Source organism: Delftia sp. CH05 (genome assembly GCF_009827015.1).
GTDB classification, from domain to species: Bacteria; Pseudomonadota; Gammaproteobacteria; order Burkholderiales; family Burkholderiaceae_C; genus Comamonas; species Comamonas tsuruhatensis.
In genome coordinates this window covers 1-15,714 of record NZ_WUMG01000007.1, presented here as the reverse complement: position 1 = coordinate 15,714, position 15,714 = coordinate 1, and the positions used below count along the sequence as shown (strand labels likewise).

The window sequence follows — 15,714 nt, the reverse complement described above, 5'->3', positions numbered from 1 at the left end:
CGCGCCCTGTCGCGAGCCAAGGCGACAGCGCGCGCGGCAAAGACTCTCTCAAAGGAGACCTTCACATGCAGCTTGACGCAAGCATCAGCGCCGTCGTCACGGGCGGGGCATCGGGCCTGGGCGCGGCCACCGCGCGCCGCCTGGCCGCAAAAGGCGTGCGCGTTGCCCTGTTCGACCTCAACGAGTCGGCCGGGCAGGCGCTGGCGCGCGAGACAGGCGGCCTGTTCTGCCGCGTGGACGTGACCGACGAGGCCAGCGTGGACGCGGGCTTTGCCCAGGCCCGCGCGGCCCACGGGCAGGAGCGCATCCTGGTCAACTGCGCGGGCACGGGCAATGCCGTCAAGACGGCCAGCCGCGACAAGGCCACGGGCGAGATCCGGCATCTTCCCGTGGCCAATTTCGACCGCATCATCCAGATCAACCTGGTGGGCACCTTCCGCTGCATCGCCAAGTCGGCGGCGGGCATGCTCACGCTGGAGCCGCTGGCCGACGGCGAGCGCGGCGCCATCGTCAACACCGCCTCGGTGGCGGCGCAGGACGGGCAGATGGGCCAGGCCAGCTACTCGGCCAGCAAGGCCGGCATCACGGGCATGACCCTGCCCATCGCGCGCGACCTCATGGGCGAGGGCATCCGCGTGAACACCATCCTGCCCGGCATCTTCGACACCCCGCTGCTGCAGGGCGCGCCCGACAACGTGAAGGCCGCGCTGGCCGCCTCCGTGCCCTTTCCCAAGCGGCTGGGCCAGCCCGACGAATACGCCCACCTGGCCGAGACCATGATCACCAACGGCTACTTCAACGGCGAGTGCGTGCGCCTGGACGGCGCCATCCGCATGGCACCGCGCTAGGCGTACCGCCCAGGCCTCACGGCAGGCACCGTCCCCGCGTTTTCCCTGGCCGGAATCGTCGATTGCGACGATGCCCGGCCCGCGCCGGCCGGGCCACCATCCCCCCAGGAATACAGGAACAGGAGACATATCCATGGCACAGGCATACATCGTCGCCGCCACGCGCACGGCGGGCGGCAAGCGCGGCGGAAAGCTCTCGGGCTGGCATCCGGCCGATCTCGCGGCCCAGGTGCTGGACGAGCTGGTGCGCCGCAGCCAGGCCGACCCGGCCCAGGTCGAGGACGTGATCATGGGCTGCGTCAGCCAGGTCGGCCAGCAGGCGACGAACGTGGCGCGCAACGCGGTGCTGGCCTCGTCCCTGCCCGAGTCCGTGCCGGGCACCACGGTGGACCGGCAGTGCGGGTCGTCCCAGCAGGCCCTGCATTTCGCGGCCCAGGCCGTGATGTCGGGCAGCATGGACATGGTGATCGCCGCAGGCGTGGAGAGCATGTCGCGCGTGCCCATGGGCACGCCCAACGCCCTGCCCGCCAAGGCCGGCCTGGGCGTGTACATGAGTCCGGCCATGCAGCAGCGCTATCCGGGCGTGGAGTTCAGCCAGTTCATGGGCGCCGAGATGATGGCCGGCAAGTACGGCCTGGCCAAGGACCAGCTGGACGCCTATGCGCTGCAAAGCCATGAGCGCGCCGTGCAGGCCGCGCGCGAGGGCCGCTTCGACCGCGAGATCCTGGCCGTGCAGGCGCGCAGCGCCGAAGGCGGTGCCGAGGGCGAAGGCCAGCCGCACACGGTGGATGAAGGCATACGCTTCAACGCCACGCTGGAAGGCATTGCCGGCGTCAAGACCATCCGCGAGGGCGGCTGCGTGACCGCCGCCACGGCCAGCCAGATCTGCGATGGCGCCAGCGGCGTCATGGTGGTCAGCGAGCGCGGCCTCAAGGCCCTGGGCGTGCAGCCGCTGGCGCGCATCCACCACATGAGCCTGCTCGGGCATGACCCCGTGATCATGCTGGAGGCCCCCATCCCCGCCACCCAGGCCGCGCTGAAGAGGGCCGGCATGCGCATCTCCGACATCGACCTGTACGAGGTCAACGAGGCCTTTGCCCCCGTGCCGCTGGCCTGGCTGCAGGCCACGGGCGCCGATCCGGCGCGGCTCAACGTCAACGGCGGCGCCATTGCGCTGGGCCATCCGCTGGGCGCCTCGGGCACCAAGCTCATGGCCACGCTGATCCACGCCCTGCATGCGCGCGGCGGGCGCTACGGCCTGCAGACCATGTGCGAGGGCGGCGGCATGGCCAACGTCACCATCATCGAGCGCCTGTAGGCGCCGCCATGCCACCGTGCGGCCGGCGCGGCCCGCGCCGGCCGCCCACCATCGGGGGAGGGAAAGCCATGAGCCAGGACTCGCAGCCCCTGCTGCGCATCGAAGGCGTTTCGCTGCGCTTCGGCGGCATCGTCGCGCTGGACGGCGTGAGTTTCGATGTTGCGGCAGGCCAGATCTGCGGCCTCATCGGCCCCAACGGTGCGGGCAAGAGCAGCCTGTTCAACTGCCTGTCGCGGCTGTATGCCTGGCAGGCCGGCCACATCCGCTTTCGCGGCCAGCCGCTGGCCACGCTGGCGCGCCACCGCATGGCCGCGCTGGGCATGGGCCGCACCTTCCAGAACCTGGCCCTGTTTTCCAGCATGACGGTGGCCGACAACGTGCGCCTGGGCACGCACAGCCACCAGCACGCCGGCTTTGTGCGCGACGCCCTGCGCCTGCCCGGCGTGCGCAGGCGCGAGGAAGAAGCCCGCGCCCAGGCGCAATCGCTGATGGCCCTGCTGGAGCTGACGGGCGTGGCAGAGCGCCGCGTGGCCGACCTGCCCTTCGGCACGCAAAAGCGCGTGGAGCTGGCACGCGCCCTGGCCTGCCGCCCGCAGTTGCTGCTGCTGGACGAGCCGGCCTGCGGCCTCAACCATGAGGAGCTGGCCGGCCTGGGCGACCTGATCCTGTCGCTGCGCGACCGGCTGGGCCTGACCGTGCTGCTGGTGGAGCACCACATGGGCCTGGTCATGCGCGTGAGCGACAAGGTCGTGGCGCTGAACTTCGGCCGCAAGATCGCCGAAGGCACGCCGGGCGAGGTCCGCTCCGATGCCGAAGTCATCCGCGCCTACCTGGGCTCGGACATGCAGCCGCAGGATCAGGACAGGGAGGTTTCGCATGGCGGCACTGCTTGAAATCCGCGGACTGCATGCGGCCTACGGGTCGGTGCGCGTGCTGGACGGCATCGACATGGACCTGGCCGAAGGCCGCGTCACGGCCCTGCTGGGCGCCAATGGCGCGGGCAAGACCACCACGCTGCGCGCCATCTGCCGCCACCTCGTGGACACGCGCGGCGAGGTGCGCCTGGCCGGCGAACGCATAGACCGGCACAGCACCGAGCGCATCGCGCGCCAGGGCGTGGGCCATGTGCCCGACGGGCGCGGCACCTTCGCCCAGCTCAGCGCCGAGGAGAACCTGCGCCTGGGGGCGCAGGCCCGGCCCACGCGTGCGGCCCGTGCCGACGTGGCCGGCGACATGGAGCGCATGTTCGGCTACTTCCCCCGCCTGCGCGAGCGCCGCACCCAGCAGGCCGGCACGCTGTCGGGCGGCGAGCAGCAGATGCTGGCCATTGCCCGTGCCCTCATGGGCCGCCCGCGCCTGCTGCTGCTGGACGAGCCCTCCTTCGGGCTGGCGCCGCTGGTGGTGCGCGACATCTTCGGCATCCTGCGGCGCATCAACGCCGAGCAGGGCACGACCATCCTGCTGGTGGAGCAGAACGCGCGCCTGGCGCTGGAGCTGGCGCACAGCGCCTACCTGCTGGAGACCGGCCGCATCGTGCTGCACGGCCCCAGCGAAGCCATGCGCCGCAACGATGCGGTGCGCCAGGCCTATCTCGGGGAGTAGCGGCCATGGACGCCTTCATCCACCAGTTGCTGGCCGGCCTGGCCACGGGCGGCATCTACGCCACCGTGGCGCTGGCCCTGGTCATGATCTACCAGGCCACGCACCACATCAATTTCGCGCAGGGCGAGATGGCCATGTTCTCCACCTTCATCGCCTGGGCGCTGCTGCAGGCGGGGCTGCCGTACTGGTGGGCCTTCCTGGCCACGGTGGCGCTGTCCTTCGTGCTGGGCGCGGCGGTGGAGTTCGCCATCATCCGCCCCATGCACAAGGCGGCGGACCTGGCCCAGGTGGTGGTCTTCATCGGCCTGCTGATCGTCTTCCACAGCCTGGCCGGCTGGATCTTCGGCTACACCATCAAGGAGTTTCACAGCCCGTTCCCGGCCGACGCCTGGTATGGCAGCGCCCTGATGTCGGCCCATGAGGTGGGCACCATCTTCGTGGCGCTGTCCATCGTGGCCCTGCTGTTTGCCTTCTTCCGGCTCACGCCGCTGGGGCTGGCCATGCGCGCGGCCGCGCAGAACCCGGCCTCCTCGCGCCTGGTGGGCATCTCCGTGGGGCGCATGCTGATGCTGGGCTGGGGCCTGGCCGGCGCCATCGGTGCGGTGGCCGGGATGATGGTGGCGCCCGTGGTCTTCCTCGATCCGCACATGATGAGCGGCGTGCTGCTGTATGCCTTTGCGGGCGCGCTGCTGGGCGGCATCGACAGCCCCGCGGGCGCCGTGCTGGGCGGCTTCATCGTGGGCGTGCTTGAAAACCTGGTGGGCAGCTACGTGGTCGGCACCGAACTCAAGCTCTCGGTGGCCCTGGTGCTGATCGTGGGCGTGCTCATCGTGCGGCCGGCCGGGCTGATGGGCCGCAAGGTCGTCAGGAGGGTTTGAACAATATCCCCCCTGAGCGGCTACGCCGCTTCCCGTTGCACGGCGCCCCCTCTCTCGCTACGCGGGAGGGGGACGACACCCTCGCTTTTGGGCCACGCCAGTTTTGTGCCAAACGCCCTGGAGAACAATGATGTCCACACGATCCGCCTCCTCGTCTGACGCGCTGGTCGCCTCCACCAGCGCGCGCCGCCCCCTGCCCCTGGGCACGGTACTGATCGCGGCGCTGGCGCTGGCGGCCTGCTCGCTGGTCTTCGTGGCCAAGGGCTACCAGTTGTTCCAGGCCACCATGGTGCTGGCCTATGCCGTGGCCCTGGTGGGGCTGAACATCCTCACGGGCTACAGCGGCCAGATCTCGCTGGGCCATGGCGCCTTCTTCGCCATAGGCGCCTATGCGGCCGGCATCCTGATGGACCGCGCAGGCCTGGCCTACTGGCTGGCCGTGCCTGCAGCGGGCCTGGTGAGCCTGGCGGCGGGCTACCTGTTCGGGCGGCCCGCGCTCAGGCTGGAAGGGCTGTACCTGGCGCTGGCCACCTTTGCGCTGGGCGTGGCCATGCCCCAGCTGCTCAAGTACCGCCACCTGGAGGCATGGACCGGCGGCGTGGGCGGCATCGTGCTGACCAAGCCCGAGGCGCCCTGGGGCCTGCCGCTGGATGCCGACCAGTGGTTCTACCTCTATGCATTGGCCGTGGCGGCGCTGCTGTTCTGGATGGCGCGCAACCTCATAGACAGCGGCAGCGGCCTGGCGCTGCGCGCCATCCGCGACCACGCCATGGCGGCCGAGGCCATGGGCGTGGACAACGCGCACTGCAAGTCCATGGCCTTTGCGATTTCGGCCGGCTACACGGGCGTGGGCGGCGCGCTGTCGGCCATTGCCGTGCAGTTCGTGGCGCCCGACTCCTTCACCATGTTCCTGTCCATTTCGCTGCTGGTGGGCGTGGTGGTGGGTGGCGTGGGAACGCTGTGGGGCGCGCTGTTCGGCGCCCTATTCATCATGTTCATCCCGGGGCTGGCCGAGCAGGTGTCCAAGGCCGCGCCCTGGGCCGTCTACGGCACCGTGCTCATCGTCTTCATGTTCGCCATGCCCGGCGGCGTGATGGGCCTGCTGCACCGACTGGGCCGACCGGGCCGGCCGGGCCTGCACCTGCCCCGGCAGCGGCCGCGTGCCTGACTTTCCATCCCCACCCACAGGAGTCCCCCATGAATTCCAGTCCGGCCGTCCGCATGGAACGCCACGGCAACAACGGCGACAGCGGCAACAACGGCGAGATCGCCCTCATCGTCCTCCAGGACAGCGCCCGCATGAATCCGCTGGGCAGGCCCTTGCAGCTGCGGCTGCGCGAACTGCTGGCCGAGGTGCGCGAGGACAGCTCCCTCCGCGCCCTGGTGCTCACCGCCGAGGGCCGGGGCTTTTGCGTGGGAGCGGACCTGTCGTCCATGGGCGGCGCACAAGGCGGGGCACAAGGCGGGGCCCAGGCCGATGGCCGCACGCTGGGCGAGCAGACGGCCGACAACATGCAGCAGCTGTCCAACCGCCTCATCCTGGACCTGCAGCAATTGCCCGTGCCCGTGGTCTGCGCCATCAACGGCGCGGCAGCCGGGGCCGGCGTGGGCCTGGCCCTGGCCGGCGACGTGGCACTGGCGGCGCGCTCGGCCTACTTCTACCTGCCTTTCCTGCCGCGCCTGGGCATCGTGCCGGACCTGGGCACCACCTGGTTCATCGAGCGCCGGCTGGGCCGTGCGCGCGCCATGGGCCTGTCCCTGCTGGGCGACAGGCTGGGCGCGCAGCAGGCCGCCGACTGGGGCCTGGTCTGGGCCTGCGTGGACGACGAGGCCCTGCGCGAGCAGGCCCTGGCCACGGCCGCCCGCCTGGCGCGGCTGCCGGCCGGTGCCGTGCTGGAAGCCCGCCGCGCACTGGACCATGCAGCCGCTTCCACGCTGGAGCAGCAGCTTCACTACGAGGCTGAACGCCAGCGCGAGCTGGTGGGCGCGCCGGCCTTCATGGAAGGCGTGCAGGCCTTCATGCAAAAGCGCGAGCCCGTGTTCGCGCCACGCCAGCCGGGCTGACCACCGCGCCTTCCCGCCCCGCCTTCCCGACGCACCTTGCTGCGCCCGCACATGCATTCGTCGGAATCGACGATGGGCGCGCGCCGGGCCGGTTCCTACCATGGACCGGCCACCACAAGAAAAGCGGGCACGGCGCCCGCAAGCCAGGAGACCACCATGCGCAACCCCTTCGCCCGCGGCCCCCGGGCCCTGATCGCCTGCCTGGCGCTGGTCCTGCCGGCCGTCACCCAGGTGCCAGCCCAGGCCCAGACCCAGACCCAGACCCAGAAGAAGTACGACACCGGCGCCAGCGACACCGAGATCCGCATCGGCAACTTCGTGCCCTACTCAGGTCCCGTGTCGGCCTATGGAACCATAGGCAAGGCCCATGCGGCCTACTTCGCCAAGATCAACGCCGAAGGCGGCATCAACGGCCGCAAGATCACCTACCTCTCGGCCGACGACGCCTACAACCCCGCCCAGAGCGTGGAGCAGACGCGCAAGCTGGTCGAGCGCGACGGCGTGCTGCTGATGTTCGGCGCGCTGGGCACCTCGCACAACCAGGCCGTGCATCGCTACATGAACCAGCGCAAGGTGCCCCAGCTGTTCGTCTCCACGGGCGCCACGCGCTGGGGCGATCCGAAGAACTTCCCCTGGACCATGGGCTGGCAGCCCACCTACCAGCTCGAAGGCCGCACCTTCGCCCAGCACATCCTGGCCACGCGGCCCCAGGCCAAGGTGGCCGTCCTGATGCAGAACGACGACTTCGGCAAGGACTACCTCAAGGGCGTGCTCGACGGCTTCGGCGAGCAGGCCAAGCAGCGCATCGTCGTGCAGCAGACCTACGAGGTCGGCGACCCCACGGTGGACAGCCAGATGGTGGCGCTCAAGGGCTCGGGGGCGGACACCTTCATCAACATCAGCACGCCCAAGTTCGCGGCCCAGTCCATACGCAAGGCCGCCGACATCGGCTGGAAGCCTGCGCACTACCTGGTCAGCGTCTCGCTGTCCATCAGCTCGGTGCTCAAGCCTGCGGGCCTGGACAACGCGCGCGGCGTGATGACGGCCAGCTACCTGCGCGAGCCCTCGGACCCCACCAACCAGGGCACGCCCGAGCTGGCCGGCTACCTGGCCTTCATGAAGCAGTTCTACCCGGCCGGCGACCCCAACGATTCGCTCAACGTCATCGGCTACTCCCAGGCCCAGACCCTGGTGCAGGTGCTCAGGCAGGCAGGCGACGAGCTCACGCGCGCCAACATCATGAAGCAGGCCGCCAGCCTGAAGATGGACCTGCCCATGCTCTACCCGGGCATCAGCCTGCAGACCGGTGCGGACGATTTCTTCCCCATCAAGAAGATGCAGCTCGTGCGCTTCGACGGCAGCCGCTACGCGCCCGTGCAATGACCCCGGCCTTCAGGACAACGACAGGAGACACCCCCATGCCCGCCTTGCAAGGACTGATGCAGGACCGCCCGCTCATGATCTCGTCGCTGATCGAGCATGCGGCGCGCTTTCATCCGCACACCGAGATCGTCTCGCGCCTGCCGGAAACCCGGGACGGTGGCCTGCACCGCACCGACTGGGCCGGCATGCGCCGCGCCTCCTGCCAGGTGGCCAACGCCCTGCAGTCGCTGGGCGTGCAGCCCGGCGAACGCGTGGGCACGCTGGCCTGGAACAGCTGGCGCCACCTGGCGCTGTACTTCGGCGTCTCGGGCAGCGGCGCGGTGCTGCACACCATCAACCCGCGCCTGTTTCCCGAGCAGATCGAATACATCGCCAACCATGCCGAGGACCGGGTGCTGTTCTTCGACGTGACCTTCGCGCCGCTGGTGGAAAAGCTCGCACCGCATCTGAAGACCGTCACCACCTATGTCTGCATGAGTTCGCGCGAGCACATGCCCGCGCTGGACCTGCCCGACCTGCACTGCTGGGACGAACTGGTGGGCAACCAGAGCGAGGACTTCGAGTGGCCCGAGTTCGACGAGCGCACGGCCTCGTCGCTGTGCTACACCTCGGGCACCACGGGCCACCCCAAGGGCGTGCTGTACTCGCACCGCTCCACCGTGCTGCACACGCTGATGGAGCTGGCGCCCGACACCTTCGGCCTGAACGCGCGCGAGACCGTGATGCTCATCGTGCCCATGTTCCATGCCAACGCCTGGGGCACGCCCTATGCGGCGGCCATGGCCGGCGCACGGCTGGTGCTGCCCGGCCCCCACCTGGACGGCCAGAGCGTCTACGAGCTCATGCGCGACGAGAAGGTCACCTTCTCGCAGGGCGTGCCCACCGTGTGGCTGATGCTGTTCCAGTACCTGGATGCGCATCCCGACATCGACCCGCGCGCGCTGGGCGTCAAGAGCATAGGCATCGGCGGCGCGGCCGTGCCGCGCGCCATGCTGGAGCGCTTCGAGAACCAGTTCGGCGCCCAGGTCGTGCAGGGCTGGGGCATGACCGAGACCAGCCCCATCGGCGTGGTCAGCAAGCTGCTGCCCCGGCACGACGCGCTGTCGGGCGAGGAACTGGTCAAGGTCAAGCTCAAGCAGGGGCGCGGCGTCTGGGGCGTGGACCTCAAGATCGTGGACGACGACGGCCGGCCCCAGCCCTGGGACGGCCAGGCCCGGGGACACCTGCGCGTGCGCGGCCCCTGGATCGCCAGCGGCTACTTCAAGGGCGAAGGCGGCTCGCCCGTCGATGAGGAAGGCTTCTTCACCACGGGCGACGTGGCCACCATCGATGCCGACGGCTTCCTGCAGCTGGTGGACCGCGCCAAGGACGTGATCAAGTCGGGCGGCGAGTGGATTTCCTCCATCGACGTGGAGAACGCCGCCATGGGCCATCCCGGCGTGGCCGAGGCCGCCATCATCGGCGTGGCCCATCCCAAGTGGCAGGAGCGGCCGCTGCTGCTGGTGGTGCCGCGCGCAGGCCACAGCGTCAGCCGCGAGTCCATGCTCGATTTCCTGTCCACGCGCATCGCCAAATGGTGGCTGCCCGACGATGTGCTGCAGGTGGCCGAGCTGCCGCACACGGCCACGGGAAAACTGCTAAAGACCAAGCTGCGCGAGCAGTACAAGAACCATCCACTGCCCACGGCCTGAAAGGAGACCTCCATGCCAGGACCGCTTGAAGGCGTGCGCGTGGTCGAGTTCGCGGGCCTGGGCCCGGGGCCGTTCTGCGCCATGCTGCTGGCCGACATGGGTGCCGAGGTGCTGCGCATCGCGCGGCCCGGCACGCCGGTCGATGCACAGGACATCACCACGCGCAGCCGCAGCCAGGTCGAGATCGACCTGCGCGGCGAGGAAGGCCAGGCCTCGGCCCTGGCGCTGATCGCACGCGCCGATCTGCTGATCGAGGGCTTTCGGCCCGGCGTGATGGAGCGCCTGGGCCTGGGGCCCGAGCCCTGCCTGGCGCGCAACCCGCGCCTGGTCTACGGCCGCATGACGGGCTGGGGCCAGCACGGGCCGCTGGCGCATGCGGCGGGGCATGACATCAACTACATCGCCATCTCCGGCGCCCTGCACGCCATCGGCCGCGCGGGCGAGGCGCCCGTGCCGCCGCTCAACTACGTGGGCGACTTCGGCGGCGGCGGCATGCTGCTGGCCGTGGGCCTGCTGGCCGCCCTGCACGAGGCCGGGCGCAGCGGCCGGGGCCAGGTCATCGATGCGGCCATGACCGATGGCACGGCCCTGCTGTCGGCCTTCATGTACGGCTTCAAGGCCAAGGGCCAGTGGAGCAACCAGCGCGGAGAGAACCTGCTGGACGGCGGCGCGCACTTCTATGACACCTATGCCTGCGCCGACGGCAAATACATCGCCATAGGCGCCATCGAGCCGCAGTTCTACGCCGAGCTGCGCCAGCGCTGCGGCATACAGGACCCGCTGTTCGACGCGCAACTGGACGCCGCACGCTGGCCCCTGCTCAAGCTGCGCCTGGCCGACGTGTTCCGCACGCGCACGCGCCAGCAATGGTGCGAGCTGCTGGAAGGCAGCGATGCCTGCTTCGCCCCCGTGCTCGACTGGGACGAGGCGCCCCAGCATGCCCACAACCGCGCGCGCGCCACGTTCACCGAGGCCGGTGGCGTGCTCCAGCCCGCGCCGGCGCCGCGCTTTTCGCGCAGCGTGCCCGAGCAGCCCCGCCCCCCGCGCGCCGCCAGCCTGCAGGACACGCTGGCCGCCTGGAATGCCCGCTCCTGAGGAAACCCCATGCCCATGCATCTCACCCAGGCCATCCACAAGGGCCGCCGCGAAAGGGCCGGCGCCACGGCAGCCATCTGCGGCGCAGAGCAGGCCAGCTGGTCGCAGCTTGCGCAGCGCATCGAACGCTGCGCCGGCCTGCTGCGGGCGCTGGACGTGGCGCCCGGCGACCGCGTCGGCATGATGGGCCTGAACTCCATCCGCTACCTTGAATACTTCTATGGCTGCTGGTGGGCAGGCGCCGCGGTCAACCCCGTCAACATCCGCTGGAGCGCGCACGAGGTGGCCTACTCGCTGGACGACTGCGACACGCGCGTGCTCTTCGTGGACGATGCCTTCGCGCCCCTGGTGCCCCGGCTGCGCGAGCTGTCCTCCAGCCTGCGCACCGTGGTGTTCTGCGGCACGGGCGCCGCGCCCGAAGGCGCGCTGCACTACGAGCAATTGCTGGCCGCCGCCACGCCCTGCGCCGACGCGCTGCGCAGCGGCACCGACCTGGCCGCCGTCATGTACACAGGCGGCACCACGGGCCGGCCCAAGGGGGTGATGCTCAGCCACGACAACCTGTTCATCAACGCCCTGTCCAATGCCAGCAACGTGCCGCGCCAGCATGTGAAGGTGGGCATGGTGGTCACGCCCATGTTCCATGTGGCCGGCTGCGGCCTGGCCCTGCTCATGGCCCAGCGCCTGGTGCCCCAGGTCATCGTGCCGGCCTTCGACGAGCTGGCCATCCTCGCCGGCATCCAGCAGCACGGCGTGAACGAGCTGTTCCTGGTGCCCACCATGATCCGCCGGCTGATCGAGCATCCGCGCATGGCCGAATTCGACCTGTCCAGCCTGCGCCTCATGCTCTATGGCGCGGCGCCCATAGACGCCAGCCTGCTGGAGCGCGCCATGCAGGCGCTGCCCGGCGCCGACTTCGCCCAGGCCTACGGCATGACCGAGCTGTCGCCCACCATCGTGTCCATGGGCCCGGCCGAGCACCGCCCCGGCCCGCAGCGCGAGCGCCTGCTGCGCGCGGCCGGCCGGCCCGTGACCATTGCCGAGGTGCGCATCGTCGATGGCGAGGGCCGCGAGCTGCCGCCCGGCGAGGTGGGCGAGATCACGGCACGCGGCCCCATGGTCATGCAGGGCTACTGGAACAGGCCCGCCGAGACGGCCGCCGCGCTCAAGGACGGCTGGATGCACACGGGCGACATGGGCCGGCTGGATGCCGACGGCTACCTCTTCGTCGTGGACCGGCTCAAGGACATGATCGTCAGCGGCGGCGAGAACGTGTATTCGGCCGAGGTCGAGAACGCCATCGCCCAGCTGCCCCAGGTCGCCATGTGCGCCGTCATCGGCGTGCCCGACGAACGCTGGGGCGAGCGCGTGCACGCCGTGATCGTCGCGCGTGAGGGCCAGCCGCTGACCGAGGCCGAGGTCATCGCCCACTGCCGCGAACGCATCGCGGGCTACAAGTGCCCACGCTCGGTGGAGTTCCGCAGCGAGCTGCCGCTGTCGGCCGCCGGCAAGCTGCAGAAATTCCAGCTGCGCGAGCCCTACTGGCAGGGCCGCGAACGCCGCATCAACTGAACCCCTCAATCCACCGGTCCAAGCCATGCCACTGCAACTGACACGCTCCTGGAGCACCCCCGAACTGGAAAGCCTGCGCGCCACCGCCGTGCGCTTTCTGGAAACCGAAATGCAGCCGCAGGACGAAGCCGCACGCCAGCGCGGCAACGTGGGCCATGCCATCTGGCGCCGCGCCGGCGAGCTGGGCCTGCTGTGCACCGACATCCCCGAGGAATACGGCGGCGGCGGCGGCGACTTCCGCCACGAGGCCGTGATCCACGAGGAGATGGCGCGCCGCGCCCTCTCGGGCATGAGCAACTCCGTGCACTCCATCGTGGCCCACTACCTGCTCAACCACGGCACCGAGGCGCAAAAGCGCAAGTACCTGCCCGCCATGGCGCGCGGCGAGCTGGTGGGCGCCATCGCCATGACCGAGCCCGGCGCGGGCTCGGACCTGCAGGGCGTGCGCACGCGCGCAGAACTCAGGGACGGCCGCTACCGTATCAACGGCAGCAAGACCTTCATCACCAACGGCCTGCTGGCCGGCCTGATCCTCGTGGTCTGCAAGACCGACCCGGCCCAGGGCGCGCGCGGCACCTCCATCCTCATCGTGGAGACCCGGGACTGCGCGGGCTTTCGCGTGGGCCGCGTGCTCGACAAGATGGGCATGAAGGCCCAGGACACCTCGGAGCTGTTCTTCGACGACGTGACCGTGCCGCAGGACGCGCTGCTGGGCGGGCGCGAAGGCCAGGGCTTCTACCAGCTCATGGGCGACCTGCCCTACGAACGCCTGATCATCGGCCTGGCCGCCCTGGCCTGCATGGAAGGCGCCTATGAGGCCACGCTGGCCTATGTGCGCGAGCGCCGCGCCTTCGGCCAGGCCATTGCCGACATGCAGAACACCCGGTTCAAGCTCGCCGAGGTGGCCACCACGCTGACCGTGGGCCGCGCCTTCATCGACCGCTGCGTGGAGCAGCTGGTGGCCGGCACGCTGGACACGGCCACGGCCTCCATGGCCAAGCTGTGGGGCTCGGAAGCGCAGGGCCGCGTGCTCGACGAACTCGTGCAACTGCATGGCGGCTACGGCTACATGAACGAATACATGGTCACGCGCATGTACGCCGATGCGCGCGTGCAGCGCATCTACGGCGGCACCAGCGAAATCATGAAGGAAGTGATCTCGCGCGTGCTCTGACGCTCCGATCCCCTGGCGGCGCCAAGCGCTGCCGCAGTCCCCCTATCCCTTCCCCGGCAGCACAGGAGACAGCAGCCATGACCCTCGACGACCTCATCTACAAGCCCGGCCTGCTCAAGGGCGAACGCATCCTCGTCACTGGCGGCGGCACCGGCCTGGGCCGTGTCATGGCCGAGGCCTTTCTCATGCTGGGCGCCGACATCCACCTGTGCGGCCGGCGCGGCGCCGTGGTCGAGCAGACAGCGCAGGAGCTGGTGCAGCAGCACGGCGGCCGGGCCACTGGCCATGCCTGCGACGTGCGCCAGCCCGAGGCCGTGGAGCAGATGATCGAGGCCATCTGGGCCGACGGCGGCGCGCTCACGGGCCTGGTCAACAACGCGGCCGGCAACTTCGTGAGCCGCACAGAGGACCTGTCCATGCGCGCCTTCGACGCCGTGGCCAACATCGTCATGCGCGGCAGCTTCAACCTCACGCTGGAGTGCGGCCGCCGCTGGCTGGCCGAGGGCCGCAAGGCCAGCGTGCTGTCCATCCTCACCACCTGGGTCTGGAACGGCTCGGCCTTCACCGTGCCCTCGGCCATGGCCAAGTCGGGCGTGCATGCCATGACGCAGTCGCTGGCCGTGGAATGGGGCAACCGGGGCATACGCTTCAACGCCATCGCGCCGGGCCTGTTTCCCACCGAAGGCATGAGCGCGCGGCTGAACCCACAGGGCGGCGAGCATGTGCGCGCTGACAACCCCATGGGCCGCAACGGCCGCATGCCCGAGCTGGCCAACCTGGCCGTCTTCCTCATGAGCCGCCAGGCCGAGTACCTGACGGGACAGACCATCGCCATAGACGGCGGACAATACCAGGCGACGGGCGGCAACTTCGCCGGGCTGGCCAGCTGGAGCGACCAGGACTGGGCGAATGCGCGCAGCGCCATCGAATCGCGCAACGCGGCCGACCGCCAGCAAAGAACCGCATAGACACAAGGAGACAAGCCATGAGCCAAGAACGCGTGCGCATATCGGTGAACCACGGCGTGGCCGAGGTGACCCTGGCCCGGCCCGACAAGATGAATGCGCTGGACCCCGCCATGTTCGACGCCCTGATCGACGCATTGGCGCGGCTGCGGGACACGTCCGGGTTGCGCGCCGTGGTGCTGCATGGCGAGGGGCGCGCCTTCTGCGCGGGCCTGGACATGGGCAGCATGGCCGGCATTGCCGACGGCCAGCAGACGGCAGACATGACGGACCTGGCCGCGCGCACGCACGGCATTGCCAACCGCTTCCAGCAGATCTGCTGGGGCTGGCGCGAACTGCCCGTGCCCGTGATCGCCGCCGTGCACGGCGTGGCCTACGGCGGCGGCCTGCAGCTGGCGCTGGGCGCGGACATCCGCCTGGTGGCCGAGGATGCGCGGCTGTCCATCATGGAAATCAAGTGGGGACTGGTGCCCGACATGGCCGGCTGCGCGCTGGCCGCGCCGCTGGTGCGCGGCGATGTGCTGCGCGAGCTGGTCTACACGGGCCGCATCGTGCCCGGCCCCGAGGCCGTGGCCCTGGGCCTGGCCACGCGCGTGAGTTCCGCGCCGCTGGAGGAAGCGCGCCACCTGGCCCGCCAGATCGCGGCCAGCAGCCCGCACGCCATGCGCGCGTCCAAGCGCCTGATGCAGCTCAGCGAAACGGCATCGCCCCAGGACATCCTGCTGGCCGAGGCGCGCGAGCAGCAGGCCCTGCTGGGCAGTGCCAACCAGGCCGAAGCCGTGCGCGCAGGCCTGGAAAAACGGGCCCCGGTGTTCAGCGACCAAGGCCTTTAGACACCTCTTGAAACAACCACCGGACCCTGCCCACGGGTCCGGCGCGGCCATCCGTAATTACCCTTAATCGACGCCCTTTCGCCACTGCGCTGATTTTTTAGGCATTCCGTGGAAAGCCTTGCAGGGCGCGGATTCGGCAAGTTACACCCGGAGTTTTCCACAACTCCGTCCACATGCATCGGGGATAAAAACCCGGGGCCGAAGGGACATGCAGGAGCAGGCATACTTGACGGCTCGCCTCGGCCTCCCCCCCCCCTTTCCCATGCCCCGCCTGCACGCCCCCAGCAAGGA

General features: G+C 70.0%; 14 protein-coding genes. All 14 read left to right on the top strand.

Annotated elements, in window-relative coordinates:
• The first annotated feature begins 65 nt into the window (after positions 1-65).
• Positions 66-848 carry an SDR family NAD(P)-dependent oxidoreductase gene (locus tag GRX31_RS08315; RefSeq protein ID WP_160852175.1) on the top strand — a complete coding sequence of 261 codons (783 nt, stop codon included), beginning with the start codon at positions 66-68 and terminating at the stop codon, positions 846-848.
• Positions 849-981: 133 nt separating this feature from the next.
• Positions 982-2,166 carry an acetyl-CoA C-acetyltransferase gene (locus GRX31_RS08310; protein WP_160852173.1) on the top strand — a complete coding sequence of 395 codons (1,185 nt, stop codon included), beginning with the start codon at positions 982-984 and terminating at the stop codon, positions 2,164-2,166.
• 68 nt (positions 2,167-2,234) lie between these two features.
• Positions 2,235-3,059, top strand: a complete 825-nt coding sequence (locus tag GRX31_RS08305; protein WP_046240651.1) for an ABC transporter ATP-binding protein — start codon at positions 2,235-2,237, stop codon at positions 3,057-3,059.
• Entirely contained in the window at positions 3,043-3,768 is a 726-nt protein-coding gene (locus GRX31_RS08300; RefSeq protein WP_160852171.1) for an ABC transporter ATP-binding protein, read from the top strand. The genes GRX31_RS08305 and GRX31_RS08300 overlap by 17 nt, the downstream gene beginning before the upstream one ends.
• A gap of 5 nt (positions 3,769-3,773) precedes the next feature.
• The gene (locus GRX31_RS08295; RefSeq protein WP_160852169.1) at positions 3,774-4,646 is read left to right on the top strand and encodes a branched-chain amino acid ABC transporter permease; all 873 of its coding nucleotides are present in this window, start codon (positions 3,774-3,776) and stop codon (positions 4,644-4,646) included.
• A 130-nt stretch (positions 4,647-4,776) separates the two neighbouring features.
• Positions 4,777-5,814 (top strand): branched-chain amino acid ABC transporter permease, encoded by a 1,038-nt coding sequence (locus GRX31_RS08285; RefSeq protein ID WP_160852167.1) that lies wholly within the window; start codon positions 4,777-4,779, stop codon positions 5,812-5,814.
• A 29-nt stretch (positions 5,815-5,843) separates the two neighbouring features.
• Positions 5,844-6,710, top strand: coding sequence for an enoyl-CoA hydratase-related protein (locus tag GRX31_RS08280; RefSeq protein ID WP_160852166.1), 867 nt, complete (start codon positions 5,844-5,846; stop codon positions 6,708-6,710).
• A gap of 156 nt (positions 6,711-6,866) precedes the next feature.
• A complete protein-coding gene (locus GRX31_RS08275; protein ID WP_160852164.1) occupies positions 6,867-8,093 on the top strand; it encodes an ABC transporter substrate-binding protein in 1,227 nt (408 codons plus the stop codon).
• Between the two features lie 35 nt (positions 8,094-8,128).
• Entirely contained in the window at positions 8,129-9,784 is a 1,656-nt protein-coding gene (locus tag GRX31_RS08270) for a long-chain-fatty-acid--CoA ligase (RefSeq protein ID WP_160852162.1), read from the top strand.
• 12 nt (positions 9,785-9,796) lie between these two features.
• The gene (locus GRX31_RS08265; RefSeq protein ID WP_012206624.1) at positions 9,797-10,879 is read left to right on the top strand and encodes a CaiB/BaiF CoA transferase family protein; all 1,083 of its coding nucleotides are present in this window, start codon (positions 9,797-9,799) and stop codon (positions 10,877-10,879) included.
• 9 nt (positions 10,880-10,888) lie between these two features.
• Positions 10,889-12,451 carry a long-chain-fatty-acid--CoA ligase gene (locus tag GRX31_RS08260; RefSeq protein ID WP_160852161.1) on the top strand — a complete coding sequence of 521 codons (1,563 nt, stop codon included), beginning with the start codon at positions 10,889-10,891 and terminating at the stop codon, positions 12,449-12,451.
• A 25-nt stretch (positions 12,452-12,476) separates the two neighbouring features.
• Complete coding sequence (locus GRX31_RS08255; RefSeq protein WP_016449209.1) at positions 12,477-13,625, top strand: acyl-CoA dehydrogenase family protein; 1,149 nt, start codon at positions 12,477-12,479, stop codon at positions 13,623-13,625.
• Between the two features lie 77 nt (positions 13,626-13,702).
• Positions 13,703-14,593 (top strand): SDR family oxidoreductase, encoded by an 891-nt coding sequence (locus GRX31_RS08250; protein ID WP_074921410.1) that lies wholly within the window; start codon positions 13,703-13,705, stop codon positions 14,591-14,593.
• 17 nt (positions 14,594-14,610) lie between these two features.
• Positions 14,611-15,423 carry a crotonase/enoyl-CoA hydratase family protein gene (locus GRX31_RS08245; protein ID WP_160852159.1) on the top strand — a complete coding sequence of 271 codons (813 nt, stop codon included), beginning with the start codon at positions 14,611-14,613 and terminating at the stop codon, positions 15,421-15,423.
• Positions 15,424-15,714: the final 291 nt, after the last annotated feature.

What these genes read in the sequence shown, in the direction of transcription:
- GRX31_RS08315 (WP_160852175.1), top strand. Translation starts at nt 66, where the DNA reads ATGCAGCTTGACGCAAGCATCAGCGCCGTCGTCACGGGCGGGGCATCG.
- GRX31_RS08310 (WP_160852173.1), top strand. Translation starts at nt 982, where the DNA reads ATGGCACAGGCATACATCGTCGCCGCCACGCGCACGGCGGGCGGCAAG.
- GRX31_RS08305 (WP_046240651.1), top strand. Translation starts at nt 2,235, where the DNA reads ATGAGCCAGGACTCGCAGCCCCTGCTGCGCATCGAAGGCGTTTCGCTG.
- GRX31_RS08300 (WP_160852171.1), top strand. Translation starts at nt 3,043, where the DNA reads ATGGCGGCACTGCTTGAAATCCGCGGACTGCATGCGGCCTACGGGTCG.
- GRX31_RS08295 (WP_160852169.1), top strand. Translation starts at nt 3,774, where the DNA reads ATGGACGCCTTCATCCACCAGTTGCTGGCCGGCCTGGCCACGGGCGGC.
- GRX31_RS08285 (WP_160852167.1), top strand. Translation starts at nt 4,777, where the DNA reads ATGTCCACACGATCCGCCTCCTCGTCTGACGCGCTGGTCGCCTCCACC.
- GRX31_RS08280 (WP_160852166.1), top strand. Translation starts at nt 5,844, where the DNA reads ATGAATTCCAGTCCGGCCGTCCGCATGGAACGCCACGGCAACAACGGC.
- GRX31_RS08275 (WP_160852164.1), top strand. Translation starts at nt 6,867, where the DNA reads ATGCGCAACCCCTTCGCCCGCGGCCCCCGGGCCCTGATCGCCTGCCTG.
- GRX31_RS08270 (WP_160852162.1), top strand. Translation starts at nt 8,129, where the DNA reads ATGCCCGCCTTGCAAGGACTGATGCAGGACCGCCCGCTCATGATCTCG.
- GRX31_RS08265 (WP_012206624.1), top strand. Translation starts at nt 9,797, where the DNA reads ATGCCAGGACCGCTTGAAGGCGTGCGCGTGGTCGAGTTCGCGGGCCTG.
- GRX31_RS08260 (WP_160852161.1), top strand. Translation starts at nt 10,889, where the DNA reads ATGCCCATGCATCTCACCCAGGCCATCCACAAGGGCCGCCGCGAAAGG.
- GRX31_RS08255 (WP_016449209.1), top strand. Translation starts at nt 12,477, where the DNA reads ATGCCACTGCAACTGACACGCTCCTGGAGCACCCCCGAACTGGAAAGC.
- GRX31_RS08250 (WP_074921410.1), top strand. Translation starts at nt 13,703, where the DNA reads ATGACCCTCGACGACCTCATCTACAAGCCCGGCCTGCTCAAGGGCGAA.
- GRX31_RS08245 (WP_160852159.1), top strand. Translation starts at nt 14,611, where the DNA reads ATGAGCCAAGAACGCGTGCGCATATCGGTGAACCACGGCGTGGCCGAG.